This window comes from Streptomyces sp. NPDC048419 (assembly GCF_043200415.1).
In the GTDB taxonomy this organism is placed as follows: Bacteria; Actinomycetota; Actinomycetes; order Streptomycetales; family Streptomycetaceae; genus Streptomyces.
Window position 1 is genome coordinate 1 of sequence record NZ_JBICXT010000054.1, and the last position, 22,588, is coordinate 22,588.

Consider the following 22,588-nt stretch of genomic DNA (forward strand, 5'->3'; position numbering starts at 1 on the left):
GGTCAGGCCGCCACCCTGCGCGTACCGCATACCACCGGCCTACCGCAGGGATCACCACCCGTCACCACCCCGACAACACCCCGAAGAGGTCAGTAATTGGCAGCCGAGTCGTCGTGGGGCACCGGGCGGCCAATCACTGAAAGCCACAAGCGGCAGAGCTTTTTGAACCACACCCGGCACCCCTGGGTGGATGAACCATACGAAGGGCTCACCGCCTCCCGCAGAACAACCTAGGGAGCTCTTTCAGCGTTGCCGCTCCAGGATGAGGACGGCCGCGGCGATCGACGACATTCGATTCGGGTTGCACCGGGATCTGCAGAGGATGCGCCAGGTCTTCAGTCGTGCCACGCCGCGTTCAACCGGCGCCCGTGCCGCGGACAGCGCGCGGTTGACGGGCCGTGACGGGTGGTGGCCTGTTGGCGGCGGAGCCAGCGGGACCAGTTCAGTGCGTGGCGGGTGCGGCGTCTGTGCGTGAGCGTGTGGTCAGCTGCCAGGGAGTCGCCGGATTTCCGCCACCGTGACCGGGGCGAGAGCGCCGGAACCGATTCTGCGGCTGCCCTTCCGCCCTCCGCCGGCTATGGCGGTGAGGACGGCGTGGGCGAGCATGGTCAGGGTGATGTGCCGGTACCAGCCGGATACCGGCACACCTCGTATTGGCCAGGCCGCATTCGTTCTTCGCGGCCCGCAAAGCTGCTCACCGTGCGCCGACAGACCTCGACGGCGCGTTCGCCGGCCTGGGAGACCTAAGGGCCGCAGGAAGCTGGGCGCGGCTGGTAATACCAAGTTTGCGGTAGACAGCCGACAGGTGAACCTCAACGGTCTTGACAGTGACGTAGAGGTCTTGAGCGATCTGGCGGTTGGTAGCTCCTCCTGCGGCGAGTTCAGCGATTCGGGACTCACTAAAGGTCAGCGAGCCGGGACCGGTCAACTCGGGCCGACGGGGGCGCCCGCCGGCGGCTTTAAGTTCGTCGCGGGCGAATTCGGCCAGAGGGCTAGCGCCGCAACGCGTGGCAAGGTCGAGGGCTTGACGCAGGTGGGGGCTGGCATCGCGGCGGTGGCCGGCGCGACGCAATGCGGCACCGAGATGAGCCAGGGCCTTGGCATGCTCCAGGCGTGCTGACGAGTTCTCCAGCACTTTCACGGCCTCCCGGAGGAACTCAAGACCGTCATCCTTGGCTGCTACGAGTCCGTTGACCCGCAGTGCCCGTCCCAGCGCCCAGGGTGCGCCCCACCGGCGAGCGAAGGTGAGTTCTTCGGCGGCAAGTGCGCGGGCCTCGTCAGCGCGGTCCAGGATGTGCAGGCATTGCGCGGCCTCGGTGCGCCAACCGCAGATTGCTGGATTAGATCCATCGAGGGCGGCGAATCGATCGCCAGCAGCCAGCGCGGTATGAAGAGCGTGTCTGAGGTGTCCTTGGGTGCGCAGGAGACGGGCCTGGGCTTCGAGATAGAAGAACAGAGGACCGTTGGGCGGCAGAGGATCTGGCAATCCCATCCAGGTGAGTGCTGCCTCGGCCTCGGCGGTGCGGCCTTGTTCTAGGAGGATGTGGGCGAGGAAAGGGCCAAGGAAAGGGCGGGCAACGGCCATTGCACTGCTGTCGATCGCAGTCTCACACTCGCGGGCGTCAGCCTCGGCGGCGGCCAGGTCACCGCGCCTGAGCCGGGCCAAGGCCCGGTAGGCGAGAGCGGGAACGAGGTCTCTCACCGCGCCTCGTCGGTAGGCCTGGGCGATGGCAGTCTCGATGCTCTGAATGACTGCGGCGTCGTCGGCGGGTACCAGGGCGAAGTAAGCACCGGGCAGAGCGGAACCCCCGGGGGCCTGGGTGATCAGGATGTCGTCCGACAGTGCCGCATGCGCATGTCCGATCGCCATCGGTTCGCCCCGGCAGGCTTCCCAGCAGGCGATCAAGCCGACCAGTTCGCGTCCTCCGAGACTGTCGTGGAACGGCAGGTCTCGCAACTGTGAGGCTTTTGCCCGTAGATGGGCCAGGCCGGGCGCCAGCACGCCAAGGTTGATCAGGCCGGCATGCAGTCGGCGGGCGAGGTCTTCCTGGCCGGGGGGAAGCTCAGCCAGGGCTTCGGACCATACGGCAGCAGCCTTCTCGAATTGCCCGAGCAACAAGAACAGCTGGCCCAAGAGCCGCGCGATCTCTGCTCTGCTGAGCGGATCGGCAGTGAGAGCAAGCGCCTGTCGCAGGTATCGCACGGCGGCGTCGTTGTCGACCGCCTCCGCAATCTGTCCTGCTTCGAGAAGCGTTGCGCTCAGCTCGGTGTCGGAGGGAGGCTCATGCAAGGCCCGTTCGAGATAGGTGACCGCAGCCTGGGGAGAACCGCGGCGTGATGCCTGGGCGGCCGCGGCCCGCAGCATCGCCACAGTGTCGCCGTCACCTGTAGGGGTCACGCGCAGCAGGTGGGCAGCTATCCGTTCAGGGGTGGCGCCGGCGTCTGCCAATAGCCGTGCGGCTCGGAGGTGGGCAGTGGCACGGTCGGCGAGGTTCTCGGAGCCATATACGGCCGTGCGGATCAAGGGGTGAACAAACGACAGGGTAAGCAGGCCATCGTGGTACCGGACGTGCAGGATCCCCGCCCGTTCCAAGCCGGCGGCTGCCTCGAGGGCGGTGGTCAGGTCGTGTCCGCCCAGGGCAGCGGCGAGAGTCAGATCGGTATGGCCGCCGAGAACTGCCACCGCCCGTGCCAGCGCAATACACTCCTGCGGCAGGCGGGCCAGGCGAGCCGCAACGAGCTGGTCCACCGCACGCGGCCCGAGATCGGCCACACGGGTGGCGCTAGCGGTGCTGGTCTCCAATCCGTCGGCGACGATGGTTCGTGCGAGTTCGCACAGCAGCAGCGGGTTGCCGCCAGCCGCCTCATGGCAGGCGGCTGCGAAGTCCTGCTCCACCCTGCCAGGCAGCGCCCGGTCCAGGAGCAATGCGGTGGCTAGGGCACTGAGCGGGCGTGGGCGCAGCACCTGGACGACCGGGTTGGCGGTGATCTGCTGCAGCAAAAGCGCATCGGTGGGCGTCTCGCCGGTGCGCAGTGCAATAACGATGAGCAGGCTGAGGTCCTCGATGCGAGGAAGCAGGTAGACCAGGTAACGCAGGGAAGGAATGTCGCACCACTGCAGATCGTCCACCACGACAACCAACGGTCGGTTGTGGCTGGTGTTGGCGGTGAGCCAGTACAGGCCGTGCAGCACGGCGAAGTCCCCGGCCGTCAGCCCGGTTGTGGTGGTGAAGATTTCCTGGGCCTGGGAGGCTGGACCCTCCCACAGCGCATCCTGTTCGCTGTGCTCTGTGCGAGCCAGGAGTGGTTCGAACAGCTGGCGCACTACACCGAACGCGAAGTCGCGTTCCAGCTCCGAGCCCACGGCTCGCGCCACGTTCAGCCCAAGCTCGTCGGCTGCGGCCCGGGCTACACGCAGTAGGCGGGTCTTGCCGATCCCAGCCGGGCCTTCCACCAGCAACAGTCCGCTGTGACCCTGCGACGCAGCTTTCACCGCATCCTGGATAGCGGTGGACTCTACCTCCCGCTCCAGAAGACCGGGGAACCGCGCATCTGTCATTCTGACAAGAATACGCTCAGAGCAGCTGACCGGGCTTGATCCAAGGCCGGATGGTTATTCAACGCCGACGCCGTTGCGTTTAGCGTCTGGGCCTCGGTGCAAGCCCCTTCTCCATGATTCCGACCCTCACGGGCACGTTCATCACTGTTCAGAGATATTGATCATGCAGGAGGCTGGGCCGCGCCGCTCGGAGCGCACACATCCAAATCCAGGCGGCGGCCTGGGGCCGCCTCGGAGAAAGGCGTTCATGCAGCTGCTGACCGGGTAGGCCACAAACAGGAGGCCGCGGAGAAGTGGGGTAGAGCACTCGACCGTGACGGCAATCTGCCACGCTGCCAAAATAGGGCCGCTGGACGCCCCGGCGATGGCCCGCCCCGGACCCCCAAGTGGCGGCTCGAGGCACCCAACTTCCGGTCGCGGACCGGGATGAGGGTGCCGTCGACGATCCACATCCGGTCCGGGGCATCTGCGGAGCGCGAGACCATCGACGGCCAGCAGCGGCCCCAGCCGCTGGATCACCCAACAGACGGTGGACGAGGAGACACCGACCACGGCACCAGCTGCCGCATGATCAGGTTCGTTCGCCGCGACCATCAAGACCCGCTCGGCAAGCGGCAACGACCACGGCCGGCCCCGCCGCGTGCCGTCCCGCCCCCTCCCGCACCACCTTCAACAGACCCCTCACCGGTGCGGGGATCGTGAAGTCCTGGCACGTGTCGAGAACGGGGCATCGCTGCAGGCGGTCGCCTTCCGCGGCACGCCGCAGTGCCTGCACCGGCACACGACGAGGCTGGCGGGGTTTCGGCCTGGCAGTGACTCGGTGCAGGGACTAGCGTGATCCACAGAGCAGTCGTGGTTTCCGAAGTCGTTCGCCCGCGGTCACCTTGCCCGCGGGCGCTTTGCTGCACCGCCCTCTCCGGACCAAGGCGACTACCGCCGGGCCCGACTGTGCGGGCCCGACCCCCCTCGAAGGAGACAGATATGGCCAAGGGCACTGTGAAGTGGTTCAACGCGGAGAAGGGCTTCGGCTTCATCGCACAGGAGGGCGGCGGTCCAGACGTCTTCGCCCATTACTCCAACATCGCCGGTCAGGGCTACCGCGAACTGCAGGAAGGCCAGAGTGTGGAGTTCGACATCACCCAAGGCCAGAAGGGCCCCCAGGCGGAGAACATCCGCGTCATCTGACCCCAGCACCCGAACAAGCCCGGCACCGTGGAGGGTGCCGGGCGCGTGTCTGGCCGCGCTCACCCATGGCGCCGAGCGCGGTACCTCCGTCTCGTGCACGGCGACACGGTGTGTGCACGAGGTAGAAGCGTGGGGTGCTCATCGTCGACACCGATGTCGTCTGCGTGCAACGCCAGCTGCGGGCCGGAGAGTTGATGTGTCCTGCGTGCGGGGCTGTGCTCGCGCCGTGGCGACATGGTCGGCCGCGGGAGATTCGTGGTGTTCTCGGGGCTCGGCTGTTCGTACGTCCTCGTCGTTCACGCTGTACCGGCCGTCAGGTAACGCATGTGCTGTTGTCGGAGATGCTGTGGCCGCGGCGGATGGATGCGACCGAGGTGATCGGGGCTGCCCCTCGGGAGGCCACGGTGAAGTGGCCGGAGATGAACACGGTGCCGCGGTGGGCCTGGGCCTGGGCAAACTCCGATACGTCGTCGAGTAGACCTTCGCCTTGCTCCATCAGTTCAAGCGCCTCGCCGTCCGTTGGGAACGCCGAACTGAACTCCACGGCACCTTCGTCTCGTTGGCCTGCAGCCTCATCGGCTGGAGGCGTCTCAAGAAGGCCCGCTCATGATCCTGTTACGAGCTCTATGGGCGTCCGGAAACACATCACGCACCCCTTTTTTCTGTAGGGTGCCGCGCACGACGACCACCGCTGAGTGGGCCGACGCTGACAGTCCGGTGGAAGCTTCCCCGCGACCTCTTCCGGTGCCCGGGGCGGGTGCGCGCGCCTCTCCACGAAGGGCAGTGGCTCGATCGGCAGACTGCGGCCCTGGACGCGGCGGGCTGTGTGCGGGTCTTCGCCGACAAGAAGTCGCGCAAGAACGCGGAGCGCGAGGAACTGTGGAAGTGCTTCGACTATCTCCATCCCGGGGACACCCTGGTGGTGCCCTCGCTCGACCGGTTGGGCCGCTCGCTCCCGGATCCGATCGCCATCGTGTCCAGGCTGCCTCAGCGCGATATTGGCTTCCATTCGCTCCACGAGGTCCTGCTCGGATCCGTCCGCACACAGGCGCAACGTCGCATCGCCCTGCGCGAGCGCACCCGCACCCTCAACACGGCCAAAGGGGCCTTCGCAAAACCGTGCGCATCTGCCGCGCCTGCAACGAGGAAAACACCGCCCCGGACGACGCGGTGTTCCTGTGGCACGAGAAGGCCATGAGCGGCCCCGGCTGGGACACCTGGGCACACCGTGAGCACGCCGACCTCGTCGAAATGGTCGACTCGACCCTGCTCCGCATCATGACCCCCCATCTGGGCCGCGCAGATGCAGGGCTGAGCTGCCCCGCCCCCACCGGTAGCCCCGAGCCGTCCGGCCGGAGCCGGCCCCATGGCCCCGTGCGCAAACCGGCGCACTTGGACGGGGATGGCTGACATCACCGGACAGGGTGAGGCCCAGCATTTGGTGTGTGTCGGCGACGGCTGAAAAGTGGACCGGTAGGGATCGCCGGTTCACCTCCGCTCACGCGGAGACCATGGTGCGGCCTTTCGGTGGTGGTCAAGGCCAAGGCGGCTTCCACCGGTGCGTGTGCTGCGCGCGAGCGGAGGTGTCACGCAGTGCGCGGGTTCCGCCTGGACATTCCGGAGGGGGAGGTGCGGCACGCCGTCGAGTGGTAGCGCCGTGCTGCTGCGGTCGCGGCGAAGCGAATGGTGCGCAGGACAGGGGTGCGAGCGCTCCGAGACAGCCTGCCTGCATGGCTCCTCAGATCCATCCCAGTACGCCTATTCCCACCCAAAGGAGGGCCGCATCCATCGCGAAAGTGCCTACAATAAGGCTCCACTTTAACCTATTTGATTTCATGTCGTGCGCCCAAACGGCGATAGCGGTGCCCGGGCCGTAGGCGAATAGGATTACCGACCAAATATGAGGCCAGCCCCACCACCAGTAGTCCCATGTAAGTGCGCCCCAGTAGTTCAGTACGGTCTCGACGGCGGCACAGAAGAACGAAAAGATGATGATGACCAGGAAGCGGTTCTTGACTGAGGAGAGTACTTTCGCCACAATTATGCCGTAGATGGCGAACATGAATGAAATTTCAATATTGAGCCCAGTCAGGATCACGTAGGCTGAGTCCGCCGGAGTCCCCCAAAGAGGGGCGCGCCCGGAGAAGTGTAGCCACAGGGCATTTACAACCTCGATGAACCACTCTGCCCCATAGAACGCGAGACCTGCAGCCACGGCTTTCCAGTTGCGCCGTTCAATTTCCACTGCGTAGACATAAATGACGAGTGCCAGAAGGGGCACAATATACCAGTGGAAGTGGTGTGGATCTCGCAGTAAAGACGAAGCGTATTCAAGGCTCTCGCCCATCTACCCTAACCCCTTGTTTCCTATGTGGAGACAGGTGGACCACTGAGGGGTGTTGCTGCGGTTCAAGCGGAGCAGTATTTTGTGCGGCAAGCATGAAAAGCCATCGCCGAGTTGGCATGCCACGCGTTAGGTAGCGGATCATAACGTGGACTCCGCTGTGGGGTAGCGCCAACTGTCGCCTCCTTTCCTGCATCGCACGCACCTCAGTCGTCCCTCGCCCTGGTGCGGGCTTCTAGGTCGTCGACGGACGGAACAAATCGGCATGGCGGCAGGAATTCGGATAAATTTTCCGCCTCCTCCGCATGTCAGGTCCAACTAGGGCCGTCCTTCCGCTCGTTAATTTATACAAATTATCCAAGTCGACGTAAAGAGTACTAGGTACTCTAGGTCTGCCTATTGGAATGCAGCCTGCACCGGACGGACTCGTCTGCTCATCTGGCACTGGGGTGGGCCAGGCCCGGGACGCTCACGAGGCGGGTCGATCGAGCGCCAGCATTCTTCAGGGTGGCGTGAGGTCACAAGCGCTCATTGGGATATGTGACTTGATCGCTAGCGGAACCGCCGAACGAATAGCCGGCGGAGGCGGCCATGTTGAAGATCTGGACCGGGGTCGACAATCGGCAAACAGCATCACCACTGCGTCGCAGTCGACATTGCCGACCATGTCGCGGTCACCGACGTGCCAGCGGCCCATCTTGATCAGGCCGGTGCACTCGGCGGACCTGGCCTCACACTGGCTGGCCCCCGAGGTGGTGCTGGTCATCGAGGCCGGGGCGAGGACGAGCTGACTCTGTCCGCACGCACGGCGCGATGGGCTGCTCTTCTTGCAGCAGCAGGGCACATGGCGGCGATTCGGCTGGAGCGCGAGGCGGTCCAGGAGCGGCAGGCCGCTGCTGTGGGCGGCTTCGTGCCGTCAGCCGGTGCCCGAGGACCAGCACAACGTCGCCTTCTGCCAGTCCGCGAGAGCCAGCAGTTAACGGCGAGGGCCAAGAGCGCTCACTCACGGTGAGCGTGTCCGGCATCAGGTCGGCCTCCGCCAGCGCGGCATGGACGGCATCACTGCATCAACAATATTTTCTATCTGGTGGTAGAAGTGCATGAGGCCATCAGAAAGAATACGCCAACCTCTTAACAATGATAAGGCCGCACCTTACGCGCCGCGTTCGCGGGAAAGGCGGATTTCAGGCGCCGAGGCAGGGTTCCAGTCAGGTGCAAAGAACCCGCCCTCACCGGCGGAACCTCCCCACGGGAGCTGTTTCCGAGGGCAGATCCTTCCAACCCTGTCAGGAAAGGCCGGGGGACCAAACGGTATTCTTGCTGTATACGGGGCGGGGACCCCGGGGAGTGTAGGGCCCCGCCCTCGTCCGCCCAACTGGCATGTGCATGCTGGCCAAGCCGTCCGGCCCTAGGGAATGAAGATAGAGACGGAAGGGGAAACACTGAAAGGTATTCCATCGTTTCCCAAGACACAGCTCTGGGCGGTTTAGGGAGGAGCGGGCTCATGCGGCGGTCGCTGAAAGCCCGCGACTCCTCTTATCCGTGACTCTCCCCGTCGATACCGAGCCGCACCTGAGTAATTGATACTCAAAAGGAATATGGTTTGGCCATCGAGAGACCCGGTAATGAACAGGTGCTATCGACCTGCGGCATCACACTCGCGTGCGAGTGCCCTAGCCGCTGGCGGGCAGGACACACTTCTGCTGGGGATAGGTAGCTTTTACTCAATCGTTCTGTTTTCGCTGCCATAGATGATCGACGCGAGCGACTCGGTTGAAAGGACCATGGATGGGTCGTTTTGGTCGGCAATCTTCGGATGGGTCTGCGATGAGCCACTCAATGCACCTCAGCACTCCGGCAGGCACCATGATCGGCGAAGAGGCGCTGATGGCGCTCTCCTCTGCCCTGTTCTGCACCTCGCTACAGCCTACGGACCTGCCTGAACGCGACTGCGTCCGGCGCGAGGTACTGCATATGTTGGGCGCTGACGCCACTGGCCGCTGCAAGACGCGGGTCGCGCAGGCGGCCGCCAAGCATACGCTTCGCTACGCATCACGCATGGCCTGGTGCCGTCAAATGGTTCTGCTCGTCTTTTTCGGCCTCGCTTCGCCCAGACAGAAAGAGGTCGGGGCCTCCCCCTGAGTGGTGGACACGCTGATATTGGATCTGCGGAGGAAGCGAGAAGACCGTCGATGGCGATGAAGGAATACTCGGACGAGTTCAAGGCCGATGCCGTGGCCCTGTGTGAGTCCACACCCGGGGCGACGTACAAGAGCATCGCTGCTGACCTGGGCGTCAACGGGGCGACCCTGCGGGAGTGGGTGCAGAACATGGCGAGGCAGCCAGAGAAGGTCACCAGCCAGCGCTGGGACACCAGGTCTCTCCAGCTTCCCGTGTCCTCATTGTTCGCTGGACTTGGCCCGCTCCGCCATGCTCACCATCCGTCAGTGCTTGAGATTGAATGCGGCGCCATCGTCAACTGACGACAGTGCTGCAGTGTGCTCCTCGCTGCCGGGAAAGACATCTGGATCATGAGAGCGTAGCCCCACAATCCAGACAGCCTGGAAAACCTGGAAAACTGCCTGGACAAGCAACGGCGCAACAGTGAAATAGATCAACCTCAACCACCCCAAGTCCGCAGAGACAGCAATCAGCTGGCTATTCGACCATGCGAGTCGGCCAGGCGCTTGGGTAGCAGCTACTCGTCTTGTGCACTCAGTCAGGGCCCCTCGGAGCGTTTGATGGTCTTGCACACTCCATGTGGGCGCGGTCGCGTTGAGCTGTGTCGTCCCAGTTGCATCATCTGTCTTCGGCTTGGATGTGTTGGATCGATTGGGTGGCTTCCTCGGCGGCGAGGAGAGCGGCGAGTGCGTCTTCGGTGTTCGCGCCGCTCGGTCGGCCGGACGTGGCGTACGCGGCGAAGGCTTCGGCCTGCCTGCGAAGGGCATCGAGCATTGCCCCTTCGCCATGGGTGGGATCGATGACGGTGATTCGGCTGTGGTCAAGCCTGCCGAATGTCTCTACCTCGACCATGTCACCGCGAGGGAAAAAGCGACCGAGTGATACTAGGGCCGTACTCCCGTCGCTGAGTCTCATGAGAACCTGCGCGCTATCGCAGTCATGGGAAGCGCGGGTTCGTCCGGCCGGGTCGGCGCACACCGCACTGGCGTACGTGATCTGCTGGCCGGTGAGCCAGCGAATCATGTCGAACTCGTGTACTCCCATATCGATGAAGATGCCTCCGCTGCCGGCTCGAAAAGCCTGTGAGGGTGGGTGTTCATCCCATTGGAAACCGATTATGAGGTGGATTTCTCCTAGGGCTCCTGATCGTATCTGCTCTCGCAGGGCCAGTAGGTCGGGTACGAATCGACGCCAATAGGCTACCTGGAACGCGATACGGTGTTGGGCGGCGATTTGGCCGGCCTCGCGGATCTGGCCGGAGGTGAGTCCGGCGGGTTTCTCGCACAGGACTGGAATTCCCGCGGTCGCTGCAGCGCGGATGAGCTGAAGGTGATTCCCGGTCGGCGCGGCTATCAGCAGGCCGTCGACGCCGCCGTACGACAGGAGATCGTCCACGCTGGGGTGGGTGTTGAATCCGCCCCGGGCGAACCGTTCGCGGGTTTGAGCCATGGGATCGGCGATGTCGGTGATGCGGACGGTGGGGCTGTCGGTGAGGGCGCGCAGATGTGTCTGTCCCATGCGGCCCGCTCCGACAAGGCCGAGACGGAATGGATTTTGCAGGGATGACGTATTCATGTGGGAACTCCTCTTCGCGTGAAGGGCGCTCTGCCGACGTGTGGGATTTTCTCGGCATAGGCTGAGGCGGGTCATGGATCTCGATGTTGGTAGTCCAACGGCCATGGCAGTTCTTAACGGTTCATCTGATGCATCCGGTACTGGCACTCGTCGCTGTCCTTGATGAGTGGAGATGCCGCTTCAAAGGAGAGGCGAGGGCGGGCCGTGACGGCGGCGAAGGGGCATGGAGGAAGCGCAGGTATGGGACATCACAGAAAGGCAGAGCGTTCTACACGAAGACTGCCTGGTCGTGCGTCCCGTTCTTGCGCGGCGTTCGGAGCTGGCGCGGCGCGCCGAGGCGCCTGGTCGGTACCTCGATGTGTTCGGTGCATGGGGGGCCAGGCCGACCAGCGCGCACCAAGATCGTCACTGCCCGGTCGCCCCGGGCGGGGTCCAGTCCAGGTGCTGGCGGACCCTGTTGGGGTCTTGCGCCACGACCGGGATGGGGGCGCCGGTCATGCTGGTGATGGCGTGGCCAGCGTCCCGGTGAGAGGAGATCACCTCTTTGTTGCGCTCGTTGGGAGAAGTCCTTGGTCACGTCCACTCGCACAGTGCGCCCCTCGGGTCCCTTACCTGCTGGGCAGCTTGACCATCGACGTCGATACCTCTGCTTGGTTTTGGGCCCAGTTATAGCCTGGGTAGCCGCTGGGCGAGGGGACACGGGACGGTTCGGCGGCGCACGGGGTGTCGGTCCGCTGCCTGTCAGTCACCGGTCGCCGCCTCGGCGTCGTCGAGCACGCCGCCGGCCATCAGGTCGAGGAGCTGCTCTCGGCTGATGTCTCCCCTGGTAAAGGTTCCGACGCAGTGGCCGCGGTTAAGGATGGTGAACCGGTCCCCTACTGCGTAGGCGTGGTTGATGTTGTGTGTGATGAACACTACGCCGAGTCCCTCGTCCCGGGCTTGGGCGATGTAGCGCAGGACCATGCTGGATTCCTTGACCCCGAGTGCGGAGGTCGGTTCATCAAGAATCAGCAGCTTTGCGCCGAAATGCTTTGCTCGGGCGATGGCGACCGACTGGCGTTCGCCGCCGGAGAGGGTGCCGACGAGTTGGTCGGGATCCCGGATCTTGATCCCGATCCGAGCCAGTTCCTCGCTGGCGATCCTCCTGGCTGTTGCACCGTCGAAGAAGCGGAATGGGCCGACCCGCCTGGTCGGTTCGGAACCGAGGACGAAGTTCCGGGCGATGCTCATCAGCGGGATCATGGAAAGGTCCTGGTAGACGGTAGCTATGCCGGCATACTTCGCCTCCCGGGGAGAGGTGAAATGGCGCTGGCTTCCGGCGAACCGGAATGCTCCCTTGTCTGGCTGGTGGACACCGGACAGGACCTTGATCAGAGTGGTCTTGCCGGCGCCGTTGTCACCGAGCAGGCAGACCACCTCTCCGCAGCGCACGGTGAAGTCGATGCCTTCTAGGGCGGTGACCCCAAGAAAGTACTTGCACACCCCAGTGAGCTGGACCAGCGGCTGTGCACTCATCTCTCATCTCGCCTTCAGCGCGCGGGCGCGCAGCCAGTTGTTGACCAGCACGGCGCCGAGAAGAAGAGTTCCTAGGATTACCCGGAACCAGTCGGTGTCGAGTCCGGTGAAGAAGATCCCCTGCTTGATGATGCCGAACGTCAGGGCACCGAAGGCGACGCCGACAATCGATCCGTAGCCCCCGGTGAGGAGGACCCCGCCGACCACCGCGGCGGTAATGGCCTCCAATTCCTTCAGCTCGCCGCGCAGCGTGTCCGCGCTGCCGGCCTCCATGACCTGAATCACCCCGACGAGGGCGGCGGCTAAGCCCGTGGCCATGAATGCAGTGATTTTCACCCTTGCGACGGGGACACCGATATTGCGGGCAGCATCCGTGGTGCCGCCAACCGCGAAAAGCCAGTTCCCCAGGGATGTCTTGCTGAGCACGATGGTCAGGACTACGACGGCCGTGAGCCACCAGACGATGGAGATGTTGAAGGGTCCCAGGCTCGAAGCGAACAGGGTCTTAACAAATGTGCCGTCACTGGCCTCGGCCACCCCCCCCACCTGAGTGCGGCCGGTGAGCATCCGGGTGAGCGCGATGGTGAGGCCGCGAAGGACGAACAGGCCGGCCAGGGTCACGATGAACGAGGGCAAGCGGGTCTTGACCACGACCCACCCGTTCAGTGCCCCGTACGCTGCACCGAACAGCAACGCGAGGACCACGGCCAGCCACGGCGCCACCGCGAACTGCTCCACAAGGATGGCCATCAGCATGCCTGCGGCCCCCACCATCGACCCCACCGACAGGTCGAACTCTCCCGCGATCATCAGCATGGCTACGGCAGCGGCCAGGATCCCCAGCTCGGCTGCGGAGTTGAGGTAGCTGGCTGTGCCTGCTGCGGAGCTGAACGCGGACCCGCTGACGCTGGAGAACAGGGTCCAGGCGAACACGACCCCCACGACTGCACCGAACTCCGGGCGGCACATGACACGCTGCAGGGAACTCAGCGGACGGACTCGGGCATCGATCTCAGGCGGGTCGGGCGCCGGGGCAACGGACCGCAGCGGCCTTGACGGGAAGTTCATCACCGCACGCCTTCCTTGGCCAGTTGCATGATGGCGGCTGCGTTCTCACGGGTGACGAACGCGGGGCCGGTCGGGGTCAACAGCTGGGCGGGTGTCAGACGGTATTCGGCATGCTGAACAAGGATGAGCACGGGAAGATATCCCATCAGGTACTGCTGGTCATCGATACCAAAGGTCATTTTTCCCTCATCGACCGCACGCAGGATCTCCGGTGACAGGTCGAAGGACGCGAGTTTTCCCTTAAACCCGGTCGCCTTCGCCGCAGCGAGCAGGGGCTCGACACCGAGCGATCCCAGGGCGACCGCCCCGTCGTATGAGCCGCTCTTGAACGCCGCAGTGATCCGCTGTTGCGAGTCAGTGGGGTCCTTCCCGTTGACGGCGAGGTTGACGGCTGTGCCACCGGTGGCCTTGAGACCGGCCTGCAGTCCCTCACAGCGGACATCCAATGAGGCGTTGCCCTGCTCATGGTTGATGCACGCCAGCTTCTTCACCCCCATGCGGCCGAGTCGTTCACCGGCCTGCTTGCCGGAGTCGAACTGGCTGGCTCCCACGTGCGTCAGTACCCCCAGCTTGGGAGCCTCGTCCTCGCCGGAATCGATGGACACCACAGGGATGCCGGAGGCCACCGCCTTCTTGACGCCGGGCCCGAGTGCGTCCACATCCGGCAGCGACACCACAATGCCATCGGGTTTCTGAGCGATCGCCGCAGCGAGGAGCTTTTGCATCTCAGATATATCGAATGTCTGGGGAGACTGGTATGACACATTCACACCAAGGTCACGGGCGGCTGCGTCGAAGCCGCGTTTGACCACGGACCAGTACGGATCCGCTGCTTGTCCGTGGGTCACGGCGATAATCTTCAGTTTGTGACGTGGCTTCTCGGCCACGTCTGACCTGCCCTGCGACTGACAGCCCGCCACGAGCAGCATCGCAGTTGCCGCAAAAGCGGCCGCCACTGACCTGAGCCTCATATCTGTCACCTTCCTTGTGAGTAAGAGCTGATCAGGAAATCGCGGCTGGCCGTGACATCGAGGACGGGCCCGTCACCGGAAGGCGGTTCCGAGGTGAGAACAAGATCCTGCTCCAGCACGTACCATCCGCCATACCCGTGACCTTCCAAGACGGCCACGATGCCGCTGACATCGACGTCCCCGTCACCAAGTGGGCAGTACAGCCCCTTCGTTATCGCAGCGGTGTAGGAGAGCTCCCCGGCCTGCACACGAGCCGCAATGGACGCATCGACGTCCTTGAAGTGCACGTGACCTACCCGGGAGGCTGCCTGCTGCACCAGCTCGTACGGGTCGACCCCGCCGATCAGCAAATGTCCGGTGTCAACACAGAGGGAAATCTCTGTGCTATCCAGTACGCGCCACACCTCATCGCCGCTTTCCACGACGGTGCCCATGTGTGGGTGCAGTACCACGCTCGCGCCATATTCCGCACCGACCTCCACTGCCGCGTCCAACGTCTTACACAGGACAGCCCAGTCAGCGGTGGACAGTTCCGGCCGGCCGTCGTAACCCACCTCACCTGTAGCCGCAGCCAGCACGACAACGTCACCGCCAGCTTCGGTGAAGCGCTGCGCTGCAAGACGCACCGCGGCTAGCGCTATGGCCGGATTCCGGTGCAGCACGGTCGGTACAAACCCACCGACCAATCCGAGGCCCTGTCCAGCGAGAAATTCCCCTACATCCTCTCGACCCCACGGGAGGAAATCATCCGGACCTGCTTCTGTCGCGGCAAGCCCCACTTGCCGCATCTCCGTGAAGACACGGTCTGGGGACATCAGATGCCCCCACCCTGGCACCTCGCAGACACCCCAGGAAATGGGCGCGCCAGCGATCCGCTTCTCGATGCTCATACGAATACATCCTTCGAAAGCATGGCTCCGCCCAGTGCCCGTCTCCTGGGTCAACGACCTGCTTTCCTGCAGCGTTCGGGCCAGCAACCGCGTGTTCGACAAAGCAAAGCAAACGGAGCGCTTGGTGCAGTAGCGTGGGCAAGTAAGGAGCAATGAGGTGAGCCGCCCTGTAGGCAGGCCCGGACAACAAAATGCCTCGGCGACACTAGCCACTGTGCTGCTCTTGGTAGGGGGAACTGTCGTTTGCCGCGGACCCATCAGCGTGAGCAATCAATGCTTAAAGGATGGGGGCCTTCGTTTCATGCTTCGGGAGCCTCCTGGTGCGTGCGCTGCGCTTGGAAGACGCTGAACACCGTGTCCGGTGGCGCAATAGAGGTGTTGCGTGGGCTGCGGGCGGCGACCCGTTGTTCGGCCCGGTCGCCGCGGAGGCGGTCTGGTTCGGCTTCGACACCATGCTGCCATTGAGCTCCGCTGGACGGGCCGTGGTCGCGTGGACGTTGCGAAACCCCCGCCGCACCCGGGCCGGGGTGAGTCGGCGGGGCTCGGCCGGTCGTTCCCAGGGGCGGCGTAGGTCCTCGGCGAAGGGCCGGGCGAGGCGCAGCTGGGTGTGGGCGGCGATGATGAGCCAGGTCCACAGGTCGGCGGTGTCCGCGTGGCGGACCTTCGGGGCGGTCCAACCGAGGGTCTGTTTCATGAGCCGGAAGGTGTGCTCGAGGTCGAATCTGCGGAGGAAGGACTGCCACCAGCGGTCCACGTCCGCCGCTGTCGCGGCGGTGGCTGAGCACCACAGCCAGACCGGCTTCGGGTCGCGGTCGCCCGGCAGACGCTCGACCTTCAGACGGATCAACGTGCCGTGCAGGATGGGCAGTTCCTCTTTCGCGTGGTCCAGCCACGGGCCGCGGTGGGTGAGTCGGGGGGGTGCATCCGGTCCCAGGCTCTGGCCTCGGCCTTGTCGTAGCGGGTGGTGTCCGCGACGGTGGTGACCTCGGGTTCGTGCCAGCTGTCGAGCTTGGCGAAGGTCAGGACGCCGCCATGCCGGCGCGGTCGTCCGCCCTTCGGCCCGCAGCGGGCGGGGCCGGGGTCACGGAGCATGACGCGGTCCGAGCGCAGGCGTCCGACCAGGACGAGGGGCAGGTCCGCCAAAACGTGGGAGAGGTAGGCGACGTCGTAGCCGGAGTCCATGACGATCCAGATCTCCGGATCACCCGCCCGCCACTGCTGGGCCTGGATCAACCGCTCGACGGCGTCGCGCAGTTGGGCAGCGGTGACAGTGGTCGCGTCGTCCGCCGGCCCCAGGCGCACGGCGTCCAGCAACGCGACCCAGGAGGTCCGGCCGGTCTCCAGAGCGGCGACGAGGGAGTACGGCCAGCCCGGCACGAACTGATCCCGACTGCGGGCACCGCGTCCGTAGACATGGCAGAACAGCCGGTCCTCGCTGGTCGGGGCGTCAGGACGGAGTCAGTTGCTCACGTCCACAGCCAGCACGATCCGCCCGTCGGCTGCCCTGGGCAGCGGCAAGCCCGCCAGCGCGCGCCGCAATCGGGCCGGCTCCGCCCAGCCCCGGTCCAACGCCGCGTACATCGCCCCGTGCCCGCGCCGGTGCTCGGCCGCCAGCGACAGCTCGACCAGCGTCTTCACCGGCCCGTCCGCACACAGCACCGCGTCCGTGAGCTCGAAGAGCGCATCCGCGCGGGCGTAAAGACACTCGTAGAACCCGGCCCGAAAGCGGGACAAGACGTTGAACGCCTCGCCCGCGGGCGCGTGGACCGGGAGACTCATACGCAGCGGCCGTTCTTTCGTGCTTCGTGACTCGACATCTCGGAGCGTGGAGAACGGCCGCCTTCGCTGTCCCGAGAAAAACCGCAGATCAGCAGGTCGGGTGACAGGCGAGGTTAAACGTCAAGCTAAGAGGTCGTTCTCTTTCCGAACCTCGTGTGCGGATTTTGCTGGTTAGACATGGGATTGCAGCGGTCGCGGAAGTCTCGGTTCGTTGCCGGTCGGGATGTTGTGGGGGTGGCGGATGCCGTCGATGCGGGCAGTTCTGGAAGCCCGGCGAAGGCCGCGGCGGTGCGGGTGGAGGAACTCGAGGCGGAATTGGTGCGGGTGCGCACGGACTTGGCGGACGCGGAAGAGGTCCTCAGGCGCCGGGCCATCGGTCTGGAGCAGTATCTGGAGGCGCTAGCCGAGGACGAAGCGCCCGCCGTGACGGCTGTCGGGTCGTCGCCGAGGAAGCCGGTCGGGCCGCGCCGTGCGGTGCCCGGCAGCTTGCCGATCTCCACTCGGCGTCCGTACCGCTTGGCCTACTCCGGCTCGATCAGCGGCGCCAGCCAAGCGGCCTCGGCCAGCTCCTCCAGAGCCGCGCGCAGCGTCTCTCCGACCAGCTCCAGGCGACTGAGCAACCGCACCGCGGCCAGCACGTGGGTGGCATCCGTGCACTGCCGTCCCCCGGCCTTGAGCAGGCCGGTCTGCCTCAGCCGGTCCAACATCACCTGCAGCAACCGGTCGGCGGCGCTGTCCTGTTCCGCCAGCCGGGCCCTGAACTCACACAGCACCGAGTGGTCGAACCCCGGATCCTCCAGCTCAAGTCCCAGGGCGTACTTCCAGTCGATCCGGGTGCGGACCGCGCCCCGCCGCCGCCCGGTCGGACAGGTTCTTCGCGATCTGCAGCACCGACACCAGCGCGAGCTGCCCCGGCGACGACCCCGGCCTGCCCTCATCTGGGTATAGACCGATGAACTCCTCGTCCTCGAACAGGACATCCAGCCGTCCCGGATGAGCATGGCCGGGGTGCCCTTCGGGCACGCCGCACGCGCCGTTTGCACCGTCCGCGCCGGGATCCGCTGGTGACTCTCCGGCCGCAGCGACACCGCGACCACCTCCACCGACGACACCACCCGGCGCACTCCCAGCCAAGCACCGCACACAGCCAGCCGTCAGCGACTTACCAACATCACCAGCAGAGTCACGGCATTGCCTTTAGTTTGAGTTTTGACCTCACTTCGCTTGGATACGTGACTCCAGCCCGTGCATGGTCTTCGTCTCGATCACACACAGCCGTTCCCGGCAGGTCGGCCAGGCAGCATCCGCAGTGCCGGTGGGGTGAAGCCGAGGCCGCATCGGCGCGGCGACAGTGCCGCACTGAGACCTGATCGGGGACGCTGTCCGCCGGAGAGTGGGTGCCGACGAAAGTGGAGCGCATCCCATGGCACTGGCAGGGAGATGGCGACGTGTCCACCGAGACCAATAAGGCGCTGGTACGCCGGTTGTTCGAGGAAGTGCTCAACGGTCGGCGCATGGAGGTCATCGATGAGCTGGCCGCGACGGACTACCAGGAGAACGACCCGCTGCCCGGGCAGCGTGAGGGGCGTGAGGGGCTGAAGGATCGAGTGACCATGCTCGTGGAGGGGCTGGCACCCACCTTCAGCATCGACGACATCATTGCCGAGGGGGACCGCGTCGTCGTCCGTTGGACCAACAGTGCCACCCACTCCGGAACCTTCCTGGGCATCCCTCCGACGGGGCGATCATGCCGCTTCGCCGGAGTCGACATCTTCCGGCTGGACGGCGGCCGGCTTGTCGAGCACTGGCACGTTGTCGATCAACTCTCCATGCTCCAGCAACTGGAGTTGCTCCCGTCATCCTGAGCCCGAGCCGGTGTGGCACGTCAAAAAAAGGGGGGCGCGGGAGCATGGGAACGGTCAGCAGATTTCCTGCACACCTACAATCACCACGGCTGCCGCGGTAGATCATCCTGGCCTCATGGTTTCGGTTCCGCGGCGCGATCACGCAATCGTTCCGGCAGCCGGGCAGGAAGAGGTTACGGAACACTTGTAGCCCAGGAGCCCGACGGGTCTGAATTCGGAAACCTGATCCGAGTCTGCTACCGGCGGTTTGCCAAGTTAGGTTCGGATGCGCCAGCTGTCTTGAAAGGCGGGGTGCAGTGCGAAGGGCAGCGCGAGGGTCTGCAGGGCGAGGATGGATTCCAGCGGCCAGCACGATCCCGCCTGCTCCTAGCCGATGCGCTGCTGGCAGTTCCGTAGGATCCGCCGGTGCCCGGCGATGCGGGCGCGGACCTGGGTGGGGTGGGGGCATGGCGCAGGATCGGGCGTGCCTGCTGCGCTGTGTGGCGGGACAGTCCGGCTCGTGGAAGAGCTCGCAGTCTCGTTCCGTTTCGTTCCATCGTTCGTTCAGGAACGAGGCGAGTGCGGCGACGGAGGTCATGACCTCCAGCCTGTCTTCTCCGAACATCCGCTGGCGGGCGTCTGCTGTCATTTGCCGGTGGACGGGTTCTGGAACCTGAAAGCATGCCCCCTCCCCGCGGCAGCACTCAGCCCGGCGGTTATGGTCGGGATCCGTGCGGCCAGCTCCGACCACGGCTACCGGATGTTCGAGGTGGTGAACGATCGTGGCGCCCGCCTCACCGCCGTGGACCTCCTCAAGAGCTACCTTCTGTCCCACGTTGGCGAGGACGAGGACCAGTTCAACGCCTGGCACGAGATGCTGCGGGAACTGGCCACCGACCGGGAGGACTCCACGGCCGCATCCCGCTTCATCAAGGCCTTCCTGCTGGCCCGCTGTGCACGCGAGGGCCACGACGACGACTGCTTGCGGATCGACAGCAACCTCAACTGCGGGTCCGCCACAACGCCGTTCACCTGGGCCTGGTGCCCGAATGGCCCGACCGCTTCCTGCACTTCGCGCAGGACCTGCTGAAGTCGGCCAGGCCTTTCCTCGCCGTCGGCCGCGCCCTCAAGACAGGCGGCGACCACCTGGAGACGGTGCTCTTCAACGAACGCAACGGACTCAGCTCCAAGCGCCCGCCATCGACCTCGACGACCGGCCCTCCGACGCCAAGGGCAAAGGCCGACTCATCGCCGACTACATGGTGTCGTGGGCCAGGGCGTCGGCGTCGGCCAGGGTGGTCATCGCCCAACGCGGGGTGATGGATGGGGGCGTTGAGGTCTGTTTGCGGGCGGTTCAAGGCGTGTTCGGATGCTTCTCCGAGCGGCTGGCTCTGCAGGACCAGCACGGCTTCGTCACTCTGCGAGGGCGATGTCCTGCCCTATCTCGAACATGATCACTGCGAACAGGTGGCGTGGCCAGGGTCGTGGGGTGCTGTGCGCCCCGCCCGTGGCGCCGGGCTTGCAGGATGGTTCGTGCGATACGTGCGGCCACGGGAATGTCCCCGGCCAGGTGCAGCCACCGGGCGAAGTCTGTTTGAACGACCAGGGTGCGGTCGTCTGCTGCTCCTCAGTGTCGCGCCGATGTACTCCGCCAGGCCGTAGCCGGCTGTGAGCTGCAGCGCTTCCTTGGATGCGTGGATCACCCGCCGGAAGGGGCTCCAGCCGCGACTGCGGGCCAAGCGAGTATCCCATGCTCAATATTTTCCGAGCCGCGTGATCTAGTCTCCCCCTTTACGCCCAATGGGCATGTACGCATCAAGGACTGGCTCGAGGTCTACTCGCACAGATCCAGCAGGCCCGACCACCACCTCCATCTGACAGCGCGCCCCATGCATACCGCTCCCAGGAGGACCCACGTGAGACCCTCTCAGCCCTTCAGACTCGGCACTGTCGGCGGTGTCGCGGCATCCCTGCTTGCCCTGTCCGTCGGCCAGACCGCCGCGGCCCCACCGGCGGCTTTGATCACCTCCACTTCGGCTTCACCCTCGGCCGTCACCGTGGCGCAGGGCCAGGCTGCCCGCGCGGTGGCCCGCTCCCTCGGCGACGGCACCTGGCGCGCCCGCCTCCAGCACGCCGCCCTGGCCTCCGACGAGGTGGCCGTGACCGCGCTGGCACGGCACGACGGCCGGTCCCGTCTGACGACCATGCTGGCCGCGGCCGATCGCCGGATCGCCGCTGCCAAGGGCCTGGACGCCGCGGACGTAGGGCCGCTGCTGCGGCTTCGGCTCGGGGATAAGACGATGCGTGGCGCGCTGCGCGCCGGAACGACACCCTGGGTCGTCCCGGCCACCGCCGCCGATGACGCCACCACCGCCGTCGCCTACGACAGCCGGGGCAGGGCTCACACCATCGACGCCCGCGACACGCCCTCCCACCCGGTGTACGTCATCGACATCGACAGCTCAAAGGCGCTGGATGCCGGCCTGGGCGTGCTCAACGACCAATTCCACCGTTACGGCCTGGCCTCGGCCGCACCAGCCGCGCAGCAGCCCCCCGGCGCCGAGGCGCTATCGGGCGCAGGAGGCTTCTGGAGCACCCGCATTTCAGCGGTGAAGCTCTCGGATGACAAGGAGCCCTGGGTCAAGGGCGATGCCGAGATCTACACGCTGGTCACTGGCTTCGGGCAGGACGGCAAGGTGCGGGTCGACCCCGTCGACATGCCGTATCTCGACAACGAAAAGACCGTCTACCGGCCCAACCAGATCCTGGTCAACTGGTCCTACTACAAGTACAACCTGGCCGACGCGGTGATGATGGAGGAGGACGGCAGCACCAACTACCGCGACCTCGCCAAGGCCATCGCCACCGTGCTGCTCACTGTCACCGATCAGGGGACATATATCCCGCTGGTAAACGCACTCCTGGAAGCCATTCCCGACAACTGGTGGACGGACGACCCGGACTACGTCGACTCCTGGTACACCCTGGCCCAAAGCGACAAGGGCACCCGCTACGGGGCCCGCGGCAACGGCTGGATGACCGTGGAGCCGTACTTCGTGAAGCAATTCTGAGCCGCCCCCACCCAACTCTCGTCGCAGCCCAGGGCGTCACATGGACCCAGAAGGGTGGTGGGGACGCCCCTTGAATGTCCCCACGCTTCCCCAACAGAGCAGAGGACTGCGCCGCCCCGCCACAGTGCCGCTGCGCCGTGCGTTGCTGATGTGATGTTGCGGACTGACGGGCTGCGGTTGTCGCAGTGGGCCGGTGCCATGAGGTATCCGCAAGAGGGCGGGCTGACCGCCAAGCATCAAGCGTTTTGCGACCACATCCGGATACATCCGTACTTGCCGACACTGCAGCTTACGTCGTTTGAACGTGGATGCCTTCGGGTGGTGGCAGCGGCCCAAAGGCCATGGCTGTCTTGTGCAGCCTGGTGATCTATATGGTGTCGCGCTGGGGCCTATGGGTGCCACGTGGGTCGTGGCACCGTAAACCCCGCCTCTGCGGCCTGCAGTCCGAAGATCTGTGTGCCGGAGTGAGTATTGTGCAGTTCCGCCGCTCCTTGGTTGCGGCACTAAATCCCGCTGTTTTTGAGTAGCTTCTACTCAAAGCATCGGGGGGTGTCTCGGGTTGACTTTCTGTAGGCGTCGGCCAAGGATGGCGGGCGGCTGGCCGGT

The 22,588-nt window shown here is 65.1% G+C and carries 17 protein-coding genes and 4 pseudogenes; 8 read left to right on the forward strand and 13 right to left on the reverse strand.

The genetic code is table 11. The annotated features are described in order from the left end of the window. Positions 1 to 243: 243 nt before the first annotated feature. The 3 genes and pseudogenes from ACGFYN_RS45570 to ACGFYN_RS45580 form a co-directional block, all read right to left on the reverse strand. A pseudogene (locus ACGFYN_RS45570) lies at positions 244 to 399 on the reverse strand (transposase family protein); the annotation flags it as partial. Between the two features lie 295 nt (positions 400 to 694). Continuing rightward, positions 695 to 3,559 carry an ATP-binding protein gene (locus ACGFYN_RS45575; protein ID WP_393871891.1) on the reverse strand — a complete coding sequence of 955 codons (2,865 nt, stop codon included), beginning with the start codon at positions 3,557 to 3,559 and terminating at the stop codon, positions 695 to 697. Between the two features lie 311 nt (positions 3,560 to 3,870). After that, a pseudogene (locus tag ACGFYN_RS45580) lies at positions 3,871 to 4,216 on the reverse strand (IS5/IS1182 family transposase); the annotation flags it as partial. A 324-nt stretch (positions 4,217 to 4,540) separates the two neighbouring features. Here ACGFYN_RS45580 and ACGFYN_RS45585 point away from each other — a divergent pair. Continuing rightward, complete coding sequence (locus ACGFYN_RS45585; RefSeq protein WP_393871892.1) at positions 4,541 to 4,744, forward strand: cold-shock protein; 204 nt, start codon at positions 4,541 to 4,543, stop codon at positions 4,742 to 4,744. A 313-nt stretch (positions 4,745 to 5,057) separates the two neighbouring features. Here ACGFYN_RS45585 and ACGFYN_RS45590 read toward each other — a convergent pair whose 3' ends face one another. Continuing rightward, the gene (locus ACGFYN_RS45590; protein WP_393871893.1) at positions 5,058 to 5,288 is read right to left on the reverse strand and encodes a hypothetical protein; all 231 of its coding nucleotides are present in this window, start codon (positions 5,286 to 5,288) and stop codon (positions 5,058 to 5,060) included. Between the two features lie 213 nt (positions 5,289 to 5,501). On the opposite strand from ACGFYN_RS45590, the gene ACGFYN_RS45595 reads away from it, so the two are divergent. Next, entirely contained in the window at positions 5,502 to 5,942 is a 441-nt protein-coding gene (locus ACGFYN_RS45595; protein WP_393871894.1) for a recombinase family protein, read from the forward strand. A gap of 540 nt (positions 5,943 to 6,482) precedes the next feature. On the opposite strand, the gene ACGFYN_RS45600 is transcribed toward ACGFYN_RS45595, so the two are convergent. Continuing rightward, the gene (locus ACGFYN_RS45600; protein ID WP_393871895.1) at positions 6,483 to 7,091 is read right to left on the reverse strand and encodes a hypothetical protein; all 609 of its coding nucleotides are present in this window, start codon (positions 7,089 to 7,091) and stop codon (positions 6,483 to 6,485) included. A 1,863-nt stretch (positions 7,092 to 8,954) separates the two neighbouring features. Between ACGFYN_RS45600 and ACGFYN_RS45605 the strand changes: the two genes are divergently transcribed. Next, the gene (locus tag ACGFYN_RS45605) at positions 8,955 to 9,230 is read left to right on the forward strand and encodes a hypothetical protein (protein WP_393871896.1); all 276 of its coding nucleotides are present in this window, start codon (positions 8,955 to 8,957) and stop codon (positions 9,228 to 9,230) included. A 50-nt stretch (positions 9,231 to 9,280) separates the two neighbouring features. Further along, positions 9,281 to 9,571, forward strand: coding sequence for a transposase (locus ACGFYN_RS45610; RefSeq protein ID WP_393871897.1), 291 nt, complete (start codon positions 9,281 to 9,283; stop codon positions 9,569 to 9,571). A 316-nt stretch (positions 9,572 to 9,887) separates the two neighbouring features. On the opposite strand, the gene ACGFYN_RS45615 is transcribed toward ACGFYN_RS45610, so the two are convergent. From ACGFYN_RS45615 to ACGFYN_RS45640, 6 genes and pseudogenes are all read right to left on the reverse strand, one after another. After that, positions 9,888 to 10,844, reverse strand: a complete 957-nt coding sequence (locus ACGFYN_RS45615) for a Gfo/Idh/MocA family protein (protein ID WP_393871898.1) — start codon at positions 10,842 to 10,844, stop codon at positions 9,888 to 9,890. A gap of 741 nt (positions 10,845 to 11,585) precedes the next feature. After that, positions 11,586 to 12,359, reverse strand: coding sequence for an ATP-binding cassette domain-containing protein (locus tag ACGFYN_RS45620; RefSeq protein ID WP_393871899.1), 774 nt, complete (start codon positions 12,357 to 12,359; stop codon positions 11,586 to 11,588). Between the two features lie 3 nt (positions 12,360 to 12,362). Next, positions 12,363 to 13,427 (reverse strand): ABC transporter permease, encoded by a 1,065-nt coding sequence (locus ACGFYN_RS45625; RefSeq protein WP_393871905.1) that lies wholly within the window; start codon positions 13,425 to 13,427, stop codon positions 12,363 to 12,365. Next, the gene (locus ACGFYN_RS45630) at positions 13,427 to 14,314 is read right to left on the reverse strand and encodes a sugar ABC transporter substrate-binding protein (protein ID WP_393871900.1); all 888 of its coding nucleotides are present in this window, start codon (positions 14,312 to 14,314) and stop codon (positions 13,427 to 13,429) included. Before ACGFYN_RS45630 ends, ACGFYN_RS45625 begins: the two co-directional genes overlap by 1 nt. Positions 14,315 to 14,403: 89 nt before the next feature. Next, positions 14,404 to 15,288 (reverse strand): TIM barrel protein, encoded by an 885-nt coding sequence (locus ACGFYN_RS45635; RefSeq protein ID WP_393871901.1) that lies wholly within the window; start codon positions 15,286 to 15,288, stop codon positions 14,404 to 14,406. A gap of 270 nt (positions 15,289 to 15,558) precedes the next feature. Next, positions 15,559 to 17,067, reverse strand: a pseudogene (locus ACGFYN_RS45640) (NF041680 family putative transposase). 250 nt (positions 17,068 to 17,317) lie between these two features. On the opposite strand from ACGFYN_RS45640, the pseudogene ACGFYN_RS45645 reads away from it, so the two are divergent. Then, positions 17,318 to 17,551 (forward strand): annotated as a pseudogene (locus ACGFYN_RS45645) (hypothetical protein); the annotation flags it as partial. Between the two features lie 37 nt (positions 17,552 to 17,588). On the opposite strand, the gene ACGFYN_RS45650 reads toward ACGFYN_RS45645, so the two are convergent. Then, the gene (locus ACGFYN_RS45650) at positions 17,589 to 17,897 is read right to left on the reverse strand and encodes a transposase (protein ID WP_393871906.1); all 309 of its coding nucleotides are present in this window, start codon (positions 17,895 to 17,897) and stop codon (positions 17,589 to 17,591) included. Then, positions 17,869 to 18,090, reverse strand: a complete 222-nt coding sequence (locus tag ACGFYN_RS45655) for a hypothetical protein (RefSeq protein ID WP_393871907.1) — start codon at positions 18,088 to 18,090, stop codon at positions 17,869 to 17,871. Before ACGFYN_RS45655 ends, ACGFYN_RS45650 begins: the two co-directional genes overlap by 29 nt. 425 nt (positions 18,091 to 18,515) lie before the next feature. On the opposite strand from ACGFYN_RS45655, the gene ACGFYN_RS45660 reads away from it, so the two are divergent. From ACGFYN_RS45660 to ACGFYN_RS45670, 3 genes are all read left to right on the forward strand, one after another. Continuing rightward, positions 18,516 to 18,932 (forward strand): ester cyclase, encoded by a 417-nt coding sequence (locus ACGFYN_RS45660; protein WP_393871902.1) that lies wholly within the window; start codon positions 18,516 to 18,518, stop codon positions 18,930 to 18,932. 499 nt (positions 18,933 to 19,431) lie between these two features. Continuing rightward, on the forward strand, positions 19,432 to 20,001 hold the full coding sequence (locus ACGFYN_RS45665) for a hypothetical protein (protein WP_393871903.1): 570 nt from the start codon (positions 19,432 to 19,434) through the stop codon (positions 19,999 to 20,001). Positions 20,002 to 20,827: 826 nt separating this feature from the next. Next, entirely contained in the window at positions 20,828 to 21,982 is a 1,155-nt protein-coding gene (locus ACGFYN_RS45670) for a DUF3103 family protein (RefSeq protein WP_393871904.1), read from the forward strand. Positions 21,983 to 22,588: the final 606 nt, after the last annotated feature.